This window comes from Marinobacterium lutimaris, from assembly GCF_900108065.1.
GTDB classification, from domain to species: Bacteria; Pseudomonadota; Gammaproteobacteria; order Pseudomonadales; family Balneatricaceae; genus Marinobacterium_D; species Marinobacterium_D lutimaris.
On record NZ_FNVQ01000005.1, the window covers coordinates 157,353 to 176,185 of the forward strand.

Annotated in this window: 15 protein-coding genes; 5 read left to right on the top strand and 10 right to left on the bottom strand. The window is 59.9% G+C overall.

Annotated features, from left to right (window positions below; genetic code table 11):
- Positions 1-42: 42 nt before the first annotated feature.
- Positions 43-900: a formate/nitrite transporter family protein gene (locus C4S72_RS20115; protein WP_104004977.1), complete on the top strand. Its 858-nt coding sequence runs from the start codon at positions 43-45 to the stop codon at positions 898-900.
- Positions 901-970: 70 nt separating this feature from the next.
- Positions 971-2,698: a bifunctional protein-serine/threonine kinase/phosphatase gene (locus C4S72_RS20120; protein WP_104004978.1), complete on the top strand. Its 1,728-nt coding sequence runs from the start codon at positions 971-973 to the stop codon at positions 2,696-2,698.
- Positions 2,699-2,740: 42 nt separating this feature from the next.
- Here the strand turns inward: C4S72_RS20120 and C4S72_RS20125 are convergent, their stop codons facing one another.
- The gene (locus C4S72_RS20125) at positions 2,741-4,387 is read right to left on the bottom strand and encodes a Na/Pi symporter (protein ID WP_104004979.1); all 1,647 of its coding nucleotides are present in this window, start codon (positions 4,385-4,387) and stop codon (positions 2,741-2,743) included.
- Positions 4,388-4,669: 282 nt separating this feature from the next.
- On the bottom strand, positions 4,670-6,250 hold the full coding sequence (locus C4S72_RS20130) for a choice-of-anchor I family protein (RefSeq protein WP_104004980.1): 1,581 nt from the start codon (positions 6,248-6,250) through the stop codon (positions 4,670-4,672).
- A 370-nt stretch (positions 6,251-6,620) separates the two neighbouring features.
- Here C4S72_RS20130 and C4S72_RS20135 point away from each other — a divergent pair, with 370 nt between their 5' ends.
- The 3 genes from C4S72_RS20135 to C4S72_RS20145 all read left to right on the top strand — a co-directional run bounded on the left by C4S72_RS20135 (position 6,621) and on the right by C4S72_RS20145 (position 8,730).
- The gene (locus tag C4S72_RS20135; RefSeq protein WP_235009210.1) at positions 6,621-7,268 is read left to right on the top strand and encodes a HupE/UreJ family protein; all 648 of its coding nucleotides are present in this window, start codon (positions 6,621-6,623) and stop codon (positions 7,266-7,268) included.
- 7 nt (positions 7,269-7,275) lie between these two features.
- Positions 7,276-7,836 (top strand): hypothetical protein, encoded by a 561-nt coding sequence (locus C4S72_RS20140; RefSeq protein WP_104004982.1) that lies wholly within the window; start codon positions 7,276-7,278, stop codon positions 7,834-7,836.
- A gap of 93 nt (positions 7,837-7,929) precedes the next feature.
- The gene (locus C4S72_RS20145; RefSeq protein ID WP_104004983.1) at positions 7,930-8,730 is read left to right on the top strand and encodes a DUF1338 domain-containing protein; all 801 of its coding nucleotides are present in this window, start codon (positions 7,930-7,932) and stop codon (positions 8,728-8,730) included.
- Positions 8,731-8,760: 30 nt separating this feature from the next.
- On the opposite strand, the gene glcF is transcribed toward C4S72_RS20145, so the two are convergent.
- From glcF to dctP, 8 genes are all read right to left on the bottom strand, one after another.
- Positions 8,761-9,969 carry a glycolate oxidase subunit GlcF gene (glcF, locus tag C4S72_RS20150; protein ID WP_104004984.1) on the bottom strand — a complete coding sequence of 403 codons (1,209 nt, stop codon included), beginning with the start codon at positions 9,967-9,969 and terminating at the stop codon, positions 8,761-8,763.
- A 6-nt stretch (positions 9,970-9,975) separates the two neighbouring features.
- On the bottom strand, positions 9,976-11,040 hold the full coding sequence (glcE, locus tag C4S72_RS20155; RefSeq protein WP_104004985.1) for a glycolate oxidase subunit GlcE: 1,065 nt from the start codon (positions 11,038-11,040) through the stop codon (positions 9,976-9,978).
- Positions 11,033-12,550 carry an FAD-linked oxidase C-terminal domain-containing protein gene (locus C4S72_RS20160; protein WP_104004986.1) on the bottom strand — a complete coding sequence of 506 codons (1,518 nt, stop codon included), beginning with the start codon at positions 12,548-12,550 and terminating at the stop codon, positions 11,033-11,035. Before C4S72_RS20160 ends, glcE begins: the two co-directional genes overlap by 8 nt.
- Positions 12,551-12,594: 44 nt before the next feature.
- Positions 12,595-13,026, bottom strand: a complete 432-nt coding sequence (locus tag C4S72_RS20165; protein ID WP_104004987.1) for a GlcG/HbpS family heme-binding protein — start codon at positions 13,024-13,026, stop codon at positions 12,595-12,597.
- 19 nt (positions 13,027-13,045) lie between these two features.
- Positions 13,046-15,226: a malate synthase G gene (locus tag C4S72_RS20170; protein WP_104004988.1), complete on the bottom strand. Its 2,181-nt coding sequence runs from the start codon at positions 15,224-15,226 to the stop codon at positions 13,046-13,048.
- A 78-nt stretch (positions 15,227-15,304) separates the two neighbouring features.
- Positions 15,305-16,852, bottom strand: a complete 1,548-nt coding sequence (locus C4S72_RS20175) for a TRAP transporter large permease (protein WP_104004989.1) — start codon at positions 16,850-16,852, stop codon at positions 15,305-15,307.
- Positions 16,849-17,550, bottom strand: a complete 702-nt coding sequence (locus C4S72_RS20180) for a TRAP transporter small permease subunit (protein ID WP_104004990.1) — start codon at positions 17,548-17,550, stop codon at positions 16,849-16,851. The genes C4S72_RS20175 and C4S72_RS20180 overlap by 4 nt, the downstream gene beginning before the upstream one ends.
- Before the next feature lie 92 nt (positions 17,551-17,642).
- The gene (dctP, locus tag C4S72_RS20185) at positions 17,643-18,770 is read right to left on the bottom strand and encodes a TRAP transporter substrate-binding protein DctP (protein WP_104004991.1); all 1,128 of its coding nucleotides are present in this window, start codon (positions 18,768-18,770) and stop codon (positions 17,643-17,645) included.
- Positions 18,771-18,833: the final 63 nt, after the last annotated feature.

Here is an 18,833-nt window from a genome sequence, read left to right on the forward strand (position 1 = left end):
CCGTGTGTGATGACTTAACTGCTTAAACAGAGGCAATTAACCATGGCTTACCTGATCCCTTCCGAGTTTGTGACCAAGATGGTCGATGCAGGCGAATCCAAGATCCACATGTCCACCCGTGACACCCTGATCCGCGCCTACATGGCCGGTGCGATTCTGGCACTGGCCGCCGTTTTCGCCGTCACCGTGGCGGTGCAGACCGGTGTTTTCCTGATCGGCGCGATTCTGTTCCCTGTCGGTTTCTGCATGCTCTACCTGATGGGCTTCGACCTGCTCACCGGCGTATTCATGCTCACCCCGCTGGCTTGGCTCGACAAACGTCCCGGCGTCACCCCGTCACAGATCCTGCGCAACTGGGGCCTGGTATTTGTGGGTAACTTTGCCGGCGCCTTCACCGTGGCAGTGATGATGTCCTACATCTTCACCATGGGTTACAACACCGATGGCGGTGCCATCGCCGAGAAAGTATCCGGTATCGGCGAAGCCCGTACCGTTGGCTACGCCGCCTACGGCGTTGATGGCTGGATCACCATTTTTATCCGCGGCATGCTGTGTAACTGGATGGTTTCCATGGGTGTTGTCGGCGCGATGATCTCTACCCATGTCAGCGGCAAGGTGCTGGCGATGTGGATGCCGATCATGCTGTTCTTCTTCATGGGTTTCGAGCACTCCGTGGTCAACATGTTTCTGTTCCCGTTCGCCATGATCATGGGCGGTGACTTCTCCGTGGCCGACTACCTGATCTGGAACGAGATCCCCACTGCTCTGGGTAACCTGGTCGGCGGTCTCGCCTTCACCGGCCTGACCCTGTACACCACTCACGTCCGCACCGGCGCCAAGCGCAAGGTGGCTGCACAGACTTCCGCAACAGCCGGCAAGCCGGGTTCAGCCTCCGTCTGAAACGGCTAAAGCAACTCACCAAGCCCGGCCCTCTGGCCGGGCTTTCCTCTGTTTCCAGCGGTATGGACGCATGAGCAACTCACTGCGACTCAGCATCGGCCAGTTTTCGGACAAGGGCAGAAAGCAACAGAACCAGGATTTCCACGGCGTGCTGGTGCCGGAAGAGCCCCAGTTGACCCTCAAGGGCGCAGCCCTGGCCATCGCCGATGGCATCAGTTCCAGCCCGGTGAGCCAGATCGCCAGCGCCGCCGCCGTCAAAACCTTTCTTGATGACTACTTCTGCACCTCCGACGCCTGGACAGTAAAAACCGCCGCCGCAAGGGTGATTCAGGCCAGTAACTCCTGGCTCTGCTCCCAGACCCGGCGCAGCGAGTACCGCTATGAGAGGGATCGAGGCTATGTCTGCACCTTCAGCGCCCTGGTGCTGAAAAGCACCACCGCGCACCTGTTTCACGCCGGCGACAGCCGTATCTACCGCGCCCGGGGAAACGGCCTTGAGCAGCTGACCAAGGACCACCGCCTCTGGGTATCCCAGGAGGAGAGCTACTTAAGCCGCGCGCTCGGTATCGAGGATCATCTGGAGCTGGATTATGAAGCGCTGCCGCTAGCGGTGGGCGATACCTTCCTGCTCGCCACCGACGGTGTCTACGAACATGTGGACGCCACCTTCATCCTCTACGCTATCCAGGAGCACCGCGACGATCTGGACCGGGCCGCAGAGGCGATAGTGCACCAGGCGTTTGAGCAGGGCAGCCCCGACAACCTGAGCCTGCAGATCGTCCGTGTCGACGCCCTGCCCCGGCCGGAGGAGTCTGCGCTGTCGCTGCAGGTCGATAACCTGCCGCTGCCACCACCGCTGGAAGCTGGTGCCGAGCTGGATGGCTACAGGATCGTCCGCGAGATTCACGCCACCAGCCGCAGCCATGTCTACCTGGCTGTGGATAACGATAGCGGCGAGCGGGTGATTCTGAAAACGCCCTCCATCGACCTGGGGGAGGATCCGGCCTATCTCGAACGCTTCATGATGGAGGAGTGGATCGCCAGGCGCCTGAACAGTCCCCATGTGCTGCAGGCGGTACAGAGTGCACGCCCGAAAAGCTGTCTCTACACCCTGAGCGAATACATTGAGGGCCAGACTCTGGCGCAGTGGCTGATCGATAACCCGGCGCCGGATCTGGAGAAGGTGCGCGATATCATTGAACAGATCGCCCGAGGCCTGCGCGCCTTCCATCGTCTGGAGATGCTTCACCAGGACCTCAAGCCCGATAACCTGATGATCGACAACAGCGGCACGGTGAAGATTATCGACTTCGGCTCCACCCGCGTGGCCGGTATCGATGAAACCCTGCTTGGGCAGGATCAGCCAGCCATCCTAGGCACCGCACTCTACACCGCACCGGAGTATTTTCTGGGTGAGCCGGCCTCGCCCCGTTCCGATCTATACTCCCTGGCGGTGATCACCTACCAGATGCTGTCGGGGCGCTTTCCCTACGGCCCGCAGGTGGCTCGCGCGCGCACCCGGGCAGCGCAACGGCGTCTGCAGTACGACCCGGTGCTTGATGACGAGCGGGAGATTCCGGCCTGGATCGACGCCACGCTGAAAAAGGCGTTAAACCCCGATCCGCTCAAGCGCTACGACGAACTGTCCGAGTTTATCCACGATCTGCGCAAGCCCGGCCAGGCGTTCCTGAGCCGCAACCGGCCGCCGCTGATCGAGCGCAACCCGGTGCAGTTCTGGCAGGGCGTCAGCGCACTGCTGGCGGCCGTGATCGTCTACCTGGTGATGCGGCTCAACTGACTGCGCAACCAAGCTCACACTTGAGTTCACCCTCGAAAAAAGTCAGAGCGCTGACTCCAGCGAAGCCAGATCGCTTTCCACACCGTTCTCGCGCTGACGATCGGAACGGGCCAGCACCCGGGCAAAATTGTGGATCTGCCACACCAGGCGTTCAAACAGTGTGGTCGTAGTAAACAGGGCGCGTCGGCTTTCCATGCTCAGTGACGCCTCGCTATCCAGCAGGTCGCTGCGAAACTGCTCCATCAGGCCGGAGCGGTCGCTGCTCATCAGCAGCAGAATTTCACAGTCATCTTCGGGATCGTTCAGGCTGTCCTCCAACGTCAGCAGCAGCGCATGCAGCCCCTCGATAATGCTGTTCCGCATCCGCTGCGCCATAGGTTCTCCGAAGGGGTGGGCGAGGCTGGCGCTGAGCTCCTGGCAGCCCTCCAACATATGCACCAGCGTCTCGTTGCGGGACTGCATGCCGGCAATGCGCTCCAGCGAAGGCGCCGAGCGGGTGCGCACGGTCAGTTCTGAGATAAACCGCCGGCAATGCGCGGCCAGACTCAGACTGGCGGTGTGCAGCTGTATGACCGGCAGAGCACCGGGCTGTGCCTCGCTGCGCAGCGAATCGAGGTAATGCGGCAGACGCGCCACCAGCCGCGCCTGCTCCTTGCCAACCAGATCCATGGCAGATTCCGGGTCATTCAGCGCCTGATCGAACAGATACTTGGGCCGCCCCATGGTTTCCGCCCTGCCCTCCGGCGCCACCTTCTCTGCGATATCCATCAAGGTGTCACCGAGGTAACTCAGCATCAGCGCACCGACCAGCTGAATGATCAGGGAGACCAGCGTCAACTGCAGCCCCGCATCCTCGGTGAGCATCGCGGCTAGTGTTTCCAGCCCGGGGTAGTCGCTGTTGAGCTCGAAGATCAGCACAGGCAGCAAAACCAGCACGGAAAGCGCCTTGGACCAGACCTGCATCAGCACCAGTTGCATGCCGACACCGGTCATGCCGCGACCCAGTATATAGACACAGATCGCCGAACCCAGATTGGCGCCGAACAGCACCACCAGCGCCTGATCCATGTTGAACAGACCGGCAACGATCAGCGTCACGGATATAGCCGCGGCCGTGGCCGATGACTGGGCAATCGTGCCGAAAAGCACCGCCGCCAAAAACAGCAACACCAGCGAAGGCGGTGAGGTGGAGAGGATCTCATTGACCCAAACCACCTCGTTGAGATGGGAAGCACCGCTCTTCAGCGTCGCGAGACCCAATAACAGCAGCCCCAGGCCTAGCAGGGCCGCCAGAGGAAAGCGAAAGCGCTCGCTATCATAGAGCCTGAGGTAGTAACCGACGCCGACGACGCCCAGCATCAGGTAGATCATCAGGTAGATATCGAAGGCCGCCAGCAGCACCAGCCCCGTGGTGCCCACGTTGGCCCAGCCGATCAGCGGCACCGCGCGACGCACGTTGATCGCGCCGGCGGCGCCCAGCGAAATAATCATGTAGGCAACGGCAACCCCGCTCTGAGTGATCGCTCCGGCGAAGGTGCCGATCAGTACGGTGAGTTCTCGCCGCTTACCGGCCAGCTTGACCAAACTATGAAACAGGCGACCGTTACTGCTTTTGAAACTGTTGGCAAAGCCGCGCAACCCGATGAAAAACAGACCGAGTCCCGCGAAAAACATGGCAAAAATATCCATTTACGCCTCATCCATTCAGGCAGCTTGCTTATAGGGTCTAGTGGTTTGATCTGGTGATTCAGTCCCGCTGATTCAGCCGCAGGCGGCAGTGACCGAATACTGTTGATGCACCCTAAGCCAAAGAGTGCTGGTTAATCCGTTCTAAGCCAAGGGGTATCTAACAATATGGTGGGAATTTCGAGTTTTTGAGTAAAAGTCGTGAAAAAGCGTCCAAAGAAAACAAGGCCCCCAAAGATTTACTCTGGGGGCCTTGTTTAACGCCAGTCATGACCCGCGCTCAACTCAGTCGCTCACACTGACCTCATAGATGGAAACGGTGCTGCTCACCTCGCTGGTGACGACCAGCCAGTTGTGAGCGCCCTCTTTAACGAACATCAAACCTTCCGGGCTGATATCGCCCGCCGGCTCCAGATCAAAGAAACTGACCGGCTGCGGCATGGCCGGGTTAGTCATATCGTAAACGAAGACGCCGCTGGTGCGCTCCAGGCCGATAAAGGCATAGGGCACATCATCGATTTCGCCAACGGTGATCGACTCCGGCTCAGGCCCCTTGTTGTCGCTGCGGCTATCTTCCCAGACATCCATGTCATCGTCTTCGGCGAACTGCTTCAGCAGGGTTTCAAACTGGTTGGCGGAATCCCAGACCAGCTCGGCGTCGCTGTTCCAGACCGAGAACGAGCGCGCTCCGTAGGCGTAAAGTTTTTCAAACTTGCCGTCGCCGTTGTCATCACCGTGTGAGGTGGTGACATTCAGACGCCCCAGGTTTTCGTTAGCCTGAAGCTCATCCAGGGTCATTCCCTTTTCAGCCAGGAAATCGGCAAAGGCGGCCTCATCCAGCTCCAGATCCTTAACCCGCTCCTCTTCCGAGTAACCGTCGTAATCGCGGGCATCACCCTCGTTGGCGGAGAGGATATAAACCTGATCATCGATCACCAGCGGCGCGATGGCGTCAGGCTGGTACATGCCCAGCACCGGCCAGTTTTTCAGATTGATGCCACCGTTCTCGTCATCGTCTTTATCGCTCACATCCAGCGAGTTGGCGAGCAGCAGATGATCCTTGAAACCCAGGCTGACCACGTCGGTCACCTCTGCCTTGGCGATATCCACAATCGCCAGCGCGTTGTTTTCCTGCAGGGAGACCCAGGCGGTGGAGGAGTCCGGCGATACGGCGATATATTCCGGCTCCAGATCCTGAGCCACTGTGGCGTTCGGGCCAAAGATACGCACATCGCCGGTCAGCTCGGCGGAACCCTTGCCCTGCCCCTGATTGTTGAAATGAGCGAAACCGGCAGTTTTCACCAGCCAGTTGCGCTGGGTGTTTATGATGCTGATCGACCCCTTGGGATCGCGGCTGTAGGCATCGCTCGGCTCGCCTTCGTTAGCCACAAGCAGGTAGCGGCCGTCAGGGCTGAAGGTGAGCATATCCGGCAGCGCACCGACCTTGATTTTGCGTTCCAGGTTGCCGTCCAGATCGAACACCAGCACCAAGCCGTTGGACTGTTTATTGTCGGCCTGCACCGCAACGGCGACCCACTCGCCATAGACCGCCACGCTGTTCGGCCCGCCACCATAGACCGAAAGGTCGATCTCGCTCACCACGCCGCTGTTCTCGGCCATGGGCGCCAGCGCGCCGCTCTCCGATACGTTGAGGATACGCAGCTTGTTATCGGTGCCGTTAGTCACGTACAGACGCTGAGCGGTCTTGCTGTAAGCCGCAATCTCCGTGCATCCGCCATCTTCAGTATCGCTACAGGTTTCTGCAAAGTGACCCACCTGTGTCAGCGAGACAGCGGCCTGTGCAGTTCCGGCAAGGGGTAAGACAAGCGCCATGGAGAGCGCGGATGCGAGCAGAGAAGGCTTCATATCGGACCGTCCGTTTTGAGTTCTTAATATGAGAGGTTCGGGAACGAGGCCGATATTTTGACGACAGAAAGTTACAGATTGACTGTTTTTTAATCGACAGCGTTCTATCCTCCGAGTGAGCCCTTCGCCGGCTTTAGCCGGGCTCAGACGGGCTTCCAACAGCTGTTTGATACCAAAGTACCTGCCATCCAGCGCCAGAGTCCTATTCAAGGCCGGGCATGACCCCACTAGGCTGAAGCCAAACTGTGCAAAGTCTGGTTATCACATGTCAGAACCTCTCCTCACTCAAAAACCTGTACCGGGGTTCGCATCCAGTGTCAGGCCAAGGCTGATATCAAGCCGAGTATTTGCGTGGGCGACATTGCTGGTTTTGACAGCGGTAAGCACAGGCATTTACGCCCACGGCGTGGATGAGAGCTCCAAAGCCTTTCTCAGCGGTCAGACAGGCCAAGCGATCCTGCCGTTTATCTATATCGGCGCCAAACATATGATCACCGGTTACGATCACCTGCTGTTCCTGACCGGCGTGATCTTCTTTCTGTTCCGCCCCCGCGAGATTCTGCTTTACGTCAGTCTGTTTACCCTTGGCCACAGCCTCACGCTGATCTATGGGACCCTGTATGAGATCAACCTGAATCCCTGGCTGATCGATGCCATCATCGGCCTTTCAGTGGTCTATAAGGGCTTTGATAACCTCGGCGGTTTCAAACGCCTGCTCGGCTATCAGCCGGATACCCGTATCGCCGTGCTGATCTTTGGCCTGTTCCACGGTTTCGGCCTGGCCACCAAACTGCAGCAACTGATCAACCGCGACGAAGGTATGCTGGCTAACCTGATGGCGTTTAACCTGGGCGTCGAACTGGGCCAGCTGGCTGCGCTTTTCCTGATCCTGACGCTGGTGACGCAATGGCGGCGACTGCCCGGTTTCCCCCGCTTTGCCCTGACCGCCAATACCGCTCTGATCAGCCTGGGGCTGATGCTCACCGGCTACCAGCTCACCGGTTACTACCTTTCCTGAGGTATCTATGTCTGATCTCTCTTCCTCAACGCCACACACCCGCTCAGCCACATCGCTGACCAAGCTTTGTGGCCTCGCCAGCGGCGTGGCCGCGCTGGTCTATACCTGTGTCATTCTGCCGGCGGAGTTCGGTATCGACCCAACCGGTTTTGGCCAGTTCAGCGGTCTTATCGCGTTGTCTCAGCCCGGGACAGCTGACGCAGAAACAGCGCCGGAAGACCCAGGTAGCCGAGCGAATACGGGCAGCTATTCCCGTCACGAGATTCAGCTCTCTCTGCCCGCGGGCAAGGATATTGAGTACAAATTTCAGCTTGGCCAGGGCGACAAGTTCGCCTACCAGTGGAGCAGCGGCGAACATGTCGTACATGTGGACTTTCACGGTGAGCCGGCGGGCGACACCACGGGTTACTTTGAGAGTTACTCCCTGGGCGAGGTTACCGGGCTTGAAGGTACCCTGACCGCACCCTTCGATGGGTCTCACGGCTGGTACTGGCGTAATGACAGCGATCGCGCCATCACCATCAACCTCCAGGTACAGGGGCGCTTCGAGGTACTTGGCATCCGCTGATGCAGCTTCGGTTTTCGACAGATAGACAGCGACCCACTACCTTTCAGGGTACGGGAGAACCTCAAAGCCGGTCAGACCGGAGGGAGGTGAGCTGTGAACCATCATCAGTTCTTCCAGCATTTATGGCGCGATTACGTCGATATCGCACCCCAGGCTGAAGCGATTCAGCAGCTGTTTATCGAGCGTGGCGAAACCATCGTCAACGACCACGTGGCGTTTCGCACCTTTGCCCAGAGCCCGATTGAGCTGGAGCGGCTGGAGCCGCTGCTCGAGCAGCTCGGTTACCACGCCTTCGGCCAGTACACGTTCGATACCAAGAAACTACGCGCCCGCGCCTATTGCCATGAGGTGGACGAGCTGGCACCGAAGATATTCCTCAGTGAGCTGGAGTTTGAACGCCTGTCCGAGCGCACCCAGGCGATTATCCACACCCTGATCGCGCAGATTCCCAAAAACGCCGTGGAGGATCCGAACCTGTTCTGGCATGGCCCGCTCTGGGCGATGCCAAGCTACGATGCCTACTGCGCGCTCAGGGATGAAAGCGAATATGCCGCCTGGCTATCGGTGCTGGGCCTGAGGGCAAACCACTTCACCGTCAGCATCAATCACCTGGAGACGATGCAGACGCTGGAAGCGGTCAACCACCTGCTAAAAGCCAAGGGCTATGGGCTGAACGATGTGGGCGGGGAGGTCAAAGGCTCAGCCGCGGTGCTGCTCGAACAGTCATCGACCCTGGCCGACAGGATCGCCGTGACTTTCCCCGGCGGCGATACCCACCGGGTGCCGAGCTGTTTTTATGAGTTCGCCCGGCGCTACGAGGAGTCACCGGGCAAGCTCTTCCAGGGCTTTATCGAGGGCAACGCGGATAAGATATTCGAGTCCACGCACGCTTGATGAGTCAGTCCTAAAGCCTAACGGCCTGGATCAGGTGTCGAGCAGCTCGATCCAGTGCTGTACCGGCACCGGGGATTGGGTCTCGATATGCAGCTGACAGCCGATATTGGCGGTGACGATCTTCTCTGGCCCATCGCCGGTGAGGGCGCGGATCTTGTTGTCCAACAGTCGCTTGCTCATCTTCGGCTGTAACACCGAATAGGTGCCTGCAGAGCCGCAACAGAGGTGTTTCTCCTCCGTTTGCGCCAGCGTAAAGCCCACCGCCTGCAGCACCTTATCCACACTGCCGCCCTGCTTCATCGCATGTTGCAGGGTGCAGGGGCAGTGCACGGCCACCTTGCCGTCGCCCCGCTGCATCTTCAGCACGCTAAGATCCTCGCCAAGCAGCACTTCCGACAGGTCTTTGGTCATCTCGCTAACCCGCTTCGCTTTCTCCGCATATTTGCGGTCATGACGTAACAGGTGGCCATACTCCTGCACCATGGCGCCGCAGCCCGACGCAGTCATCACGATCGCCTCGCAGCCGGCTTCAATCGCCGGCCACCAGGCATCGATATTACGGCGCATAAAATCCAGCCCCTCATCATGGGCAGACAGATGGTAGCTGACGGCGCCACAGCAACCCGCCTTCGGCGCTTCCACCAAGGTAATCCCCAATCGGTTTAGCACCCGCGCCGCAGCAGCGTTGGTGTTGGGCGCCGCCGAAGACTGGGCACAGCCCGCCAGCGCCAGCATCACCCGCTCATGACGTTCCGCCGGCCAGGGCGAGGCACTGCGTTTCGGCGGCACCTTGGTTTTCAGCTGCGCCGGCAACAGCGGACGCGCCAGCTGGCCCATTTTCATCAAGGGGCCAAAGCGTCCCGGATAGGGCAGCACCTTGCGCAGCCCCCAGCGCATAAGTTTCTCTTTGGTGGGCCGCTCCAGCTTCTCCTCCACCAGGCCACGGCCGATATCCACCAGGCGACCATACTTCACGCCGGAGGGGCAGGTGGTTTCACAGCTGCGACAGGTGAGGCAACGATCCAGGTGAGTGCGGGTCTTTTCCGTCACCTGGCCGGTCTCGAGTAACTGTTTGATCAGATAGATACGGCCGCGCGGGCCGTCACGTTCGTCATTCAGCTCCTGATATGTGGGACAGGTGGCTGTGCAGAAGCCGCAGTGCACGCAACTGCGCAAAATCTCTTCCGCCTCCTGACCTTCGGGGCTGGCCTGATAGATTTGCAAAATCTCTGTTTTCATATCGATCTACATCCAGCTATAGAGCCGACCGGGGTTGAACAGCCCGTCCGGATCGAATGCCTGTTTCAACCGCTGTTGCAGCACCTGCGCCGCAGGTGAGGGGCTGTGCATAACCTCGCCGCTGCGATCGCCCCCACGGAACAGGCTCACCTGCCCGCCCGCCGCTTTTGCGATCTGCTCCATCTCGGCAAAGTCGGCTGCGCCGCTATACCAGCGCTGGGCGCCGCCCCAATCCACCAGCCATCCGCCAGAGAGCTGTGGCATCCTTGCGGTGGGATTGACGGAGAAACGCCAGAGCGGCTGATCGGTGCTGAAGAACTCCAGCTGCTGATCGCGCAGCTGCTGCCAGAAAACATCGGCATCTTCGAGCTCCTCACCGCCCCACTGAGCGGCGGTAGCATCCACCGCTGAGTGAGCTCCGGATAAACGTATGTAGAGCCTGTTGTCGAGCCAGCAGGCTGCGGTAATCGGCTTGGGCTGTGCCGCTCTCTGGTTCATGATCGAGACCGCCTCACCCAGCTCGCAATCGCTGACCAGGGTGCGGGTGGAGGCAGGTTTGGGCAGTACCTTAAGGCTCACTTCAGTCATCGCGCCCAGGGTACCCAGGGCACCCGCCTGGAGTCGCGACACATCGTATCCGGCCACGTTTTTCATCACCTGGCCGCCGAAGCGCAGATGCTCGCCATAGCCATTGATCAGGCGGATACCAAGCACCTGATCACGCACCGAGCTCCACCAGGGACGTCCCGGGCCGGAGAGGTTCGTGGCCAGGGTGCCGCCCAGCGTGGAGCCTTCGCCAAACCTTGGAGGTTCAAACGACAGCATCTGGTTATTCTCGGCCAGCGCGGTTTCCAGCTCGGTCAACGGCGTGCCGGCGCGGGCGGTGAGCACCAGCTCCACGGGGTGGTAACTGACGATGCCGCTGTGCTCTGCCAGGTTCAGCTCGGACAGAGACATATCCACAGCCCGCCCCATAAAGTCCTTGCTGCCACCGCCGACAATGCGCAGCGGCTGCTTCTGTTCGCGGGCGGCGAGCACCTGCTCAACCAATAGATTGGTGATATCAGCCATGGTGATGCCCTCCCTGTCCGTGATCATGGTCGTGAGCATGAAGCTGAGCAGCTGCACCCGCGTTGGGCTCTATATCCTTATCCAGCGACCGGTACTCCTGGCACTGCCTCAGGGTGGGTATTCCCTTGCCCGGATTCAGCGTGCCGGCCGGATCGAAGGCGGCCTTGATACGGTGGAACTGCTCGATCTCAGAGTCATTAAACTGGGCCGGCATCTGGCGGATTTTCTCCACACCGACGCCGTGTTCGCCGGTAATACAGCCGCCCACTTCGACGCAGAGTTCGAGAATCCAGGCGCCGAAGGCCTCGGTCTTTTCCAGCTCACCGGGTACGTTGGCATCGAACAGGATCAGCGGATGCAGGTTGCCATCACCGGCGTGGAATACGTTGGCCACACGCAGGCCGCACTCCTGGGATTTGCGGTCCATCTCGGTGAGTACATGCGCCAGCTGCCCGCGGGGAATAGTGCCATCCATGCAGTAGTAATCCGGCGAGATACGCCCCACCGCCGGGAACGCCGACTTGCGCCCCTGCCAGAGCCGCGCACGCTCCTCCTCGTTGTGGGAGGTGCGTACCGAGGTGGCACCAAGACGTTTGAACAGGCTCTCCACCGCATCGATATGCTCGTGAACCTCTTCTGAAGTGCCATCCACTTCGCAAAGAAGCAGCGCCTGGGCTTCGGTGGGATAACCTGCCTTGGCAAAGGCCTCGGCCGCAACGATGGCGTGACCATCCATCATCTCCAGTCCGCCGGGAATTATCCCCTCGGCGATGATCGCTCCCACCGCATCACCGGCGGTCTGTACCGAATCAAACCCGGCCATGACCACCTGGGCGACTTCGGGCTTGGGCAGCAATTTCACGCGTACCTCTGTGACGATGCCAAGCAGCCCTTCGGAGCCGGTCATCAGCGCCATCAGGTCCATGCCGTAACAGTCCAGCCCCTCGCTACCCAGGGTCAGGCGTTCGCCCTCCACGGTGAGCAGGTCGACGCTGAGCAGGTTATGCACGGTTAGGCCATATTTCAGACAGTGCACGCCGCCGGAGTTTTCCGCCACATTGCCGCCAATGGTGCAGGCGATCTGCGACGAGGGATCGGGGCCGTAGTAAAGGCCGTTCTTACCGGCCGCTTCGCTGATCGCCAGGTTGCGTACGCCGGGCTGCACCCGCGCCGCCCGGGCCAGGGTATCGATCTCCAGAATCCGGTCGAACTTGGCCATCGATAGCACCACTCCCTCGGGGTGCGGCATGGCGCCAGCGCAGAGCCCGGTGCCGGCACCACGAGCCACCACCGGAACGCCCTCCTGGTGGCAGATGCGCAGCACCTGCTGCGCCTGTTCTACGGTTTCCGGCAGCACCACCAGCATCGGCTGCTCGCAGTAGACCGAGAGACCGTCGCACTCATAGGGCTTGAGCGTCTCGTCATCGCTGATCACATATTCCGGGTCGATAAACTGGCGAAACCGCTGCGCCAGCGCCTCGCGATCGACCCGTTTTCCCGCGTTACTCATCGGCTTTCACCTCACTTACCTCAGGCTTTCTGCCAACTCTCTGCTCAGACCCCGGCTCGGGTTCTAAGAAAGTGATCGATACCGGCCTGGGCGCACTCCATATCCTGCTGCGGTGTGCCGGAGCTCAGGCCGATCCCACCCACCACCTGATCATCCACGGTGACCGGCAGACCGCCGCCAACCACGCACAGGCGCCCGCCCATGGAAGTGTGGATACCGAATACCAGGCTGCCCGGCACGCACTTCTCGTTATATTCGTGGGTCGCTTTTTTCGCGGCTGCCGCCGTATAGGCCTTGTCCTGGGCGATGGTGACGCTGGTGATCTTGCCGCCGTTCATGCGCTCAAACGCCACCAGGTTGCCGGATTCATCGACCACGGCGATGCACATGGGCACGCCGATCTCCCGCGCCTTGGCGCAGGCGCCCTCCATAAGCAGCCGCGCATCCTGCAGGTCCAGTCTTTTTATTGTCAGCATGTTGATACCTGTTTCCCGATTAGTGTTTGGCTTTCTGCGCCCGACGATGGGCGTGCAGCAGCGGTTCGGTATAGCCGTTGGGCTGGTCGCAGCCCTTGAAGATCAGATCGCAGGCGGCCTGGAACGGAATGCTGTTCTCCAGATCCGACGCCATCGGCTGGTAGGCCGGATCGCCGGCGTTCTGTTTATCCACAACCCTGGCCATACGCTTCAGGGTGTCGCTGACCTGGTCGTCGGTGCAGATGCCATGCAGCAGCCAGTTGGCCAGATGCTGGCTGGAGATCCTCAGGGTCGCCCGGTCCTCCATCAGCCCCACGTTGTGGATATCCGGCACCTTGGAGCAGCCGATCCCCTGGCCGACCCAGCGCACCACGTAGCCGAGAATCCCTTGTACGTTGTTATCCAGCTCGCTCTGGATATGATCTGGTGTCAGTTGTGTATCGCCCAGCAACGGTGGTGTCAGCAGCTGTTCGATGGGGGCTTCCTCGCGGCCGCTCAGCTCATGCTGACGCTGATGCACATCGATCTGGTGATAGTGAGTGGCGTGCAGCGTAGCGGCCGTGGGTGACGGCACCCAGGCACAGTTGGCGCCCGCCTGGGGATGCGCCAGCTTGGCGCCCATCATGCGCGCCATCTCGTCCGGCATCGCCCACATCCCCTTGCCGATCTGGGCCACGCCCTCGAGGCCACAGGCCAGGCCCGCGTCCACGTTGCGGTCCTCATAGGCGAGAATCCAGGGCTCGGCCTTGATCGCATCCTTGGGCAGCACCGGGCCGCCCTCCATGCAGGTGTGGATCTCATCGCCGGTGCGATCGAGGAAGCCGGTGTTGATAAAGAAGAGCCGCTCGCTGACGGCGCGCATGGTCTCTTTCAGGTTGGCGGAGGTGCGGCGTTCCTCGTCCATGACGCCCACCTTCAGCGTATTGGCGGGCAGCGACAGCGCCTGCTCGACGCGGCCGAACAGCTCATTGGTCAGCGCCGCCTCTTCCGGACCATGCATCTTCGGTTTAACGATATAGATGCTGCCGCGACGGCTGTTGCGGTAACGCCCCTGCCCTTTCAGGTCGTGGATGGCGCAGAGGCTGGTGACCATGGCATCGAGGAAGCCCTCGGGCACCTCATTGCCGTCACCATCGAGCACCGCGTCGTTGGTCATCAGATGGCCCACGTTACGCACCAGCAGCAGGCTACGCCCGTGCAGCGTCAGCGCTCCGCCATCGGGGGCCGAATAGGTGCGGTCCGCGTGCAGGCGGCGTGTCATCTGCTTGCCGCCCTTCTCAAAGGTATCCTCCAGCGTGCCCATCATCAGACCGAGCCAGTTGCGGTACACCGCCACCTTGTCCTCGGCATCCACGGCGGCCACCGAGTCCTCGCAGTCGATGATGGTGCTCATGGCGGACTCCATCAGGATATCCTTCACCGACGCGGGCGAGAGCTGACCGATGGGATGGCTGGGGTCGATCTGCAGCTCAACGTGCAGGCCGTTATGGCGCAGCAGCACGCCGAAGGAGGCACCCTCCTCGTGGTAACCGGCAAAGCGGGTGGGGTCGGAAAGGCCTGTGACCTCGCCATTATCCAGCACCATCGACAGCACCATGCGGCCCTTCTCGGTGTGCAGGCGGTATTCGACCACGCGGGTATGGGAGCCCTCGTTCAGCGGCGCCACGCTATCGAGGAAACGCGCCGCCCATTCGATCACCTTTTTGCCACGCGCGGGATTGAAGCCAGAGCCCTTCTCGCAGCCATCGCTCTCGGCAATTACATCGGTGCCATAGAGCGCATCGTAAAGGCTGCCCCAGCGCGCATTGGCGGCATTGAGCGCGAAACGGGCGTTACTGCAGGGCACCACCAGCTGTGGACCGGCCACCTGGGCGATCTCCACATCCACATGGGCCGTAGTCACGTTGAACGGCTCTCCCTCGGGGACCAGGTAGCCAATTTCACTCAGGAAGCCCATGTAGCTCTTAACATCGAACGGCTTATGCTTGTGGGCGCGGTGCCACTGGTCGATCTGCGCCTGCAGATCATCGCGTTTTTTCAGCAAGGCGCGATTTACCGGCCCAAGATCCTTCACTATCCCCTCAAACGCCTGCCAGAACGCTATCGGGTCCACGCCGGTACCGGGCGCGATTTCATCTTCAATCAGCTTATAGAGGGCGACATCAACCCCCAGGCTACCTACCTGAATTCGATTACTCATAACCGGATCTCGCTTTAACTTAACTGGATGTGGATCTGGCGGGGCCTTCAAACGACCCCGCCGTTCTTTGACTCAACCTCAGCCGTACACCAGGTTTGGCAGCCAGGTGATCAGTGCCGGGAACAGGATGCAGAGGATCAGCCCCGTTGCCTGCAGGGCCAGGAATACCAGGGAAGAGCGGAAGATCGTGGCCATGGAGATCTCCGGCGGGCAGACACCGCGGATGTAGAACAGGGCATAGCCAAAGGGTGGGCTGAGGAAGGACATCTGCATGTTCACCAGATAGAGCACCCCGAACCAGAGCACCACATCATCGCCCGGTACTGGCGGCAGACCGAAGAGTCCGTCGAACTCCAGCGCCTGCACGATGGGGATAAAGATCGGTACCGCCAGCAGCAGGATGCCGACCCAGTCCAGGAACATACCCAGAATCACCAGCAGCACCATCAGCAGGAACAGGATGCCGTAAGCGGACAGACCGGTGCCGAGGATGGTTTCGGTGATAAAGCTCTGGCCACCCTGGAGGATGTAGAAGCCCACGAACACCGAAGCGCCGAACATGATCCACAGCACCATGGCAGAAGCCTTGGCGGTGGTGATCGAGGCATCGCGCAGCGACTGAACCGAGAAGGAACCGTGCTTCCAGGCCACCAGGATGGCGCCGAAGGAGCCTATACCCGCCGCTTCAACCGGCGTCGCCACGCCACCGAACAGCAGCCCGAGCACCAGCATCACCAGAATGATCGGAGCGATCAGGTCCTTCAGCAACATCAGCTTTTGACCGAAGGAGATACGTTCTTCTACCGGCACCGGCGGACCCAGCTTCGGGTTCAGCATGGTGCGGATCAGCACATAAGCGATATACATACCGGAGAGCAGCAGACCCGGAATAACCGCACCCAGATAGAGCTCACCCACCGACTGCTGCGCCACCACCGCGTAAAGAATGGCGAGAATCGACGGCGGGATCAGGATACCCAGTGTACCGCCCGCCATGATCGAGCCGAGCGCGATCTGGTGGTCATAGTTACGCTTCAGCATCGCCGGCAGCGCGATAATACCCATGGTCACAACCGCAGCGCCGATGACACCGACCATCGCCGCCAGGATGGTCGAAGCGATAATCGTTGCCGTAGCCAGGCCACCACTGAGGCCGCCCATCCACTTGTAGACCACGTTGAACATCTCTTCGATCAGGCCCGCTCTTTCCAGCATCGACGCCATGAAGATGAACAGCGGGATCGCCGCCAGGTCGGAGTTGGTCATCATCGGGAAGATGCGGCCCGGAATGATGTTAAGCATCATCCCATCACCCACCAGGTAGATGAACATGACCCCCAGACCGCCGGTCACAAACGCCAGCGGCAGACCCATCATCAACGCCACCAGCAGCGAGCCGAACATCAGGTAGGTCAGCGGACCTATCGCCACGCTGGACAATGAACCGGCCAGGCGGAACAGGAAGTAATCATCACCGTAGGGGTCGTAGAAAACCGTGTTGATCGTTTCCACCAGGATGACAAAGCCCAGCACCACCGTGGCGACAATCATCAGCCAGGTGCCCAGCTTGCCCACCAGCGAGCCGTTGTTATGCACCATCGGTGCTTCAGATACTTTAGTACTCATTGCGCACCCTCCCGTCCCATGCGCACGAACAGCGCGATATCCTTGATCAATTTCGACAGGCCCGCGAGCAGGATCAGCACAGATCCGAGCAGCATCATGCCCTTAACCGGCCAGTACTGAATGCCCCAGGTTTCCACCGTTGTTTCATGCATGGAGTAGGCGTCGAAGAAGAAGGTCCAGGAGGTGCCGGCCAGCGCCAGCGTGAAAATAAAGAAGAACATGGAGGTGAAGATATCCATACCCACCCGGCCGCGCTCCGGCAGCAGGTTGTACATCACATCCACCCGCACATGAGCGCCATGCAGCATGGCGTAGGAGCCTGCCAGCAGGTACTGCATCCCCAGCAGCAGATAGCTGGCTTCATGCACCCAGATGGTCGGCATGTTGAAGAAGTAGCGCATCACCACTTCGTAGAAATAGAAACAGACGGCGTTCACAGTCCAGAAGGCCACGAACACACCGGACTTTTCACTGATCCAGTCGATCACCCGGGTAAACGCATTACCCTCAAAATGCTGGTGAATGATCGGATCCTCATCGGCCTGGACCTCGCCCATAACGGGGTGTCCCTGGCCCAGCGCTCCCTTTTTTTTCTCAGCGCGTTTGCACAGCGCCATCAGGATCAGGGGCATTACCGCCAGCCAGCCCCAATAGAGCCAGTGCGGCAGAACAAAGCCAAAGCCTTCGAGTTCGGACATTATCGGCTACCTCTTACAACTTCGTCTTACAGCTGCTTATAACTGAGGGGGGATGGCTCCCCCCTGTGAAAGATCGACACTGGTACGGAGTCTTACTCCATCCCCTTGATATCCTCCTCGGTGATATAGCCGACGGTGTCGTTCATCATGTACTTGAGCTGCATGTCGAAGATGGCACGGGCATCCGCATCCTTATTGGCCCAGCGATACCAGACCGGAATCGCCGCCTTACGGAAGCGCATCAGATCTTCCTGGCTGAGGCGGGAAACGGTGTCGCCATCGGCCCTGAACTTCTCCATCGCCTCGATATTTCGCTTCTGAATCGTCAGGTAGTGCTTCTGCGAGTAGTTGGCCAGCTGCTCTTCCACTAGTTGCTGCAGTTTCGGATCGAGGTTGTTCCAGGCGCGCATGTTCACGGTGAGGTCCATCAGGTCCACCGGCTGGTAGATCGACATCACCCCTGGCGGTCCGAACAGGATGTAATCGGTGACCTGGGAGAAGCCCAGCTCGTAGTTCACAGCCGGACCCACGTAGTCGGCCGCGTCGATGGTGCCCTTCTCCAGCGCCGGGAAGATATCGGAACCGGGCAGGCTGACGGTGGAAACACCAAACTGCTGGAACACCTCGGCGACCATGCCGCCAGGCAGACGGATCTTCATCCCCTTGAGGTCATCGAGGCTATTCACCGGTTTCTTCGAGTGAATAATGTTGGCGTCGTGCTGGATCGGGCCCACATAGAACAGGCCGAACTTCTTGTAGATCTCACGGGTTTTTTCCAGCATTCCCAGGGCGTAGAACATGGTGTCCCACTGGTGTGGCTGGTCTGGACCTGCCGGGTAGGATGAAAGGAATACGGAAGCCGGAATCTTGCCGGACCAGTACAGGGTGAACGGGTTCATCCCCTGCAGCACGCCGTTACGCACCGCATCGAACAGCGCGTTATTGTCGGCCGCCACCGACTTGGCCGGGAAAGGCTTGAACACCAGTTCACCACCGGATTTTTCCGCCATATCGTTACACCACTCCTCAAACAGGGTGTAACCCACGGTACCGGCATCCCACACCGACTGGAGTTTCCAGGTGGTCGCCGCACTGGCGTTGGTGGTGATCATCAGGGAACTGCCGGCAACAGCAGCACCGGCGGCCGCGACAGAGGTCTTCAGAAACTGGCGCCGTGGCGACTCTTCCCGCACATCAGTGCGAAGATCATCTTTGCTCATCGGTTCGCTCTCCAAGATTTTTTATTGTTAGAACGGATCTGCAACGCTGAGTAAGGCTGAATC

Excerpts from the sequence above, each read along its gene's own strand:
- C4S72_RS20115 (WP_104004977.1), top strand. The coding sequence starts at position 43 with ATGGCTTACCTGATCCCTTCCGAGTTTGTGACCAAGATGGTCGATGCA.
- C4S72_RS20120 (WP_104004978.1), top strand. The coding sequence starts at position 971 with ATGAGCAACTCACTGCGACTCAGCATCGGCCAGTTTTCGGACAAGGGC.
- C4S72_RS20125 (WP_104004979.1), bottom strand. The coding sequence starts at position 4,387 with ATGGATATTTTTGCCATGTTTTTCGCGGGACTCGGTCTGTTTTTCATC.
- C4S72_RS20130 (WP_104004980.1), bottom strand. The coding sequence starts at position 6,250 with ATGAAGCCTTCTCTGCTCGCATCCGCGCTCTCCATGGCGCTTGTCTTA.
- C4S72_RS20140 (WP_104004982.1), top strand. The coding sequence starts at position 7,276 with ATGTCTGATCTCTCTTCCTCAACGCCACACACCCGCTCAGCCACATCG.
- glcF (WP_104004984.1), bottom strand. The coding sequence starts at position 9,969 with ATGAAAACAGAGATTTTGCAAATCTATCAGGCCAGCCCCGAAGGTCAG.
- glcE (WP_104004985.1), bottom strand. The coding sequence starts at position 11,040 with ATGGCTGATATCACCAATCTATTGGTTGAGCAGGTGCTCGCCGCCCGC.
- C4S72_RS20160 (WP_104004986.1), bottom strand. The coding sequence starts at position 12,550 with ATGAGTAACGCGGGAAAACGGGTCGATCGCGAGGCGCTGGCGCAGCGG.
- C4S72_RS20165 (WP_104004987.1), bottom strand. The coding sequence starts at position 13,026 with ATGCTGACAATAAAAAGACTGGACCTGCAGGATGCGCGGCTGCTTATG.
- C4S72_RS20170 (WP_104004988.1), bottom strand. The coding sequence starts at position 15,226 with ATGAGTAATCGAATTCAGGTAGGTAGCCTGGGGGTTGATGTCGCCCTC.
- C4S72_RS20175 (WP_104004989.1), bottom strand. The coding sequence starts at position 16,852 with ATGAGTACTAAAGTATCTGAAGCACCGATGGTGCATAACAACGGCTCG.
- C4S72_RS20180 (WP_104004990.1), bottom strand. The coding sequence starts at position 17,550 with ATGTCCGAACTCGAAGGCTTTGGCTTTGTTCTGCCGCACTGGCTCTAT.
- dctP (WP_104004991.1), bottom strand. The coding sequence starts at position 18,770 with ATGAGCAAAGATGATCTTCGCACTGATGTGCGGGAAGAGTCGCCACGG.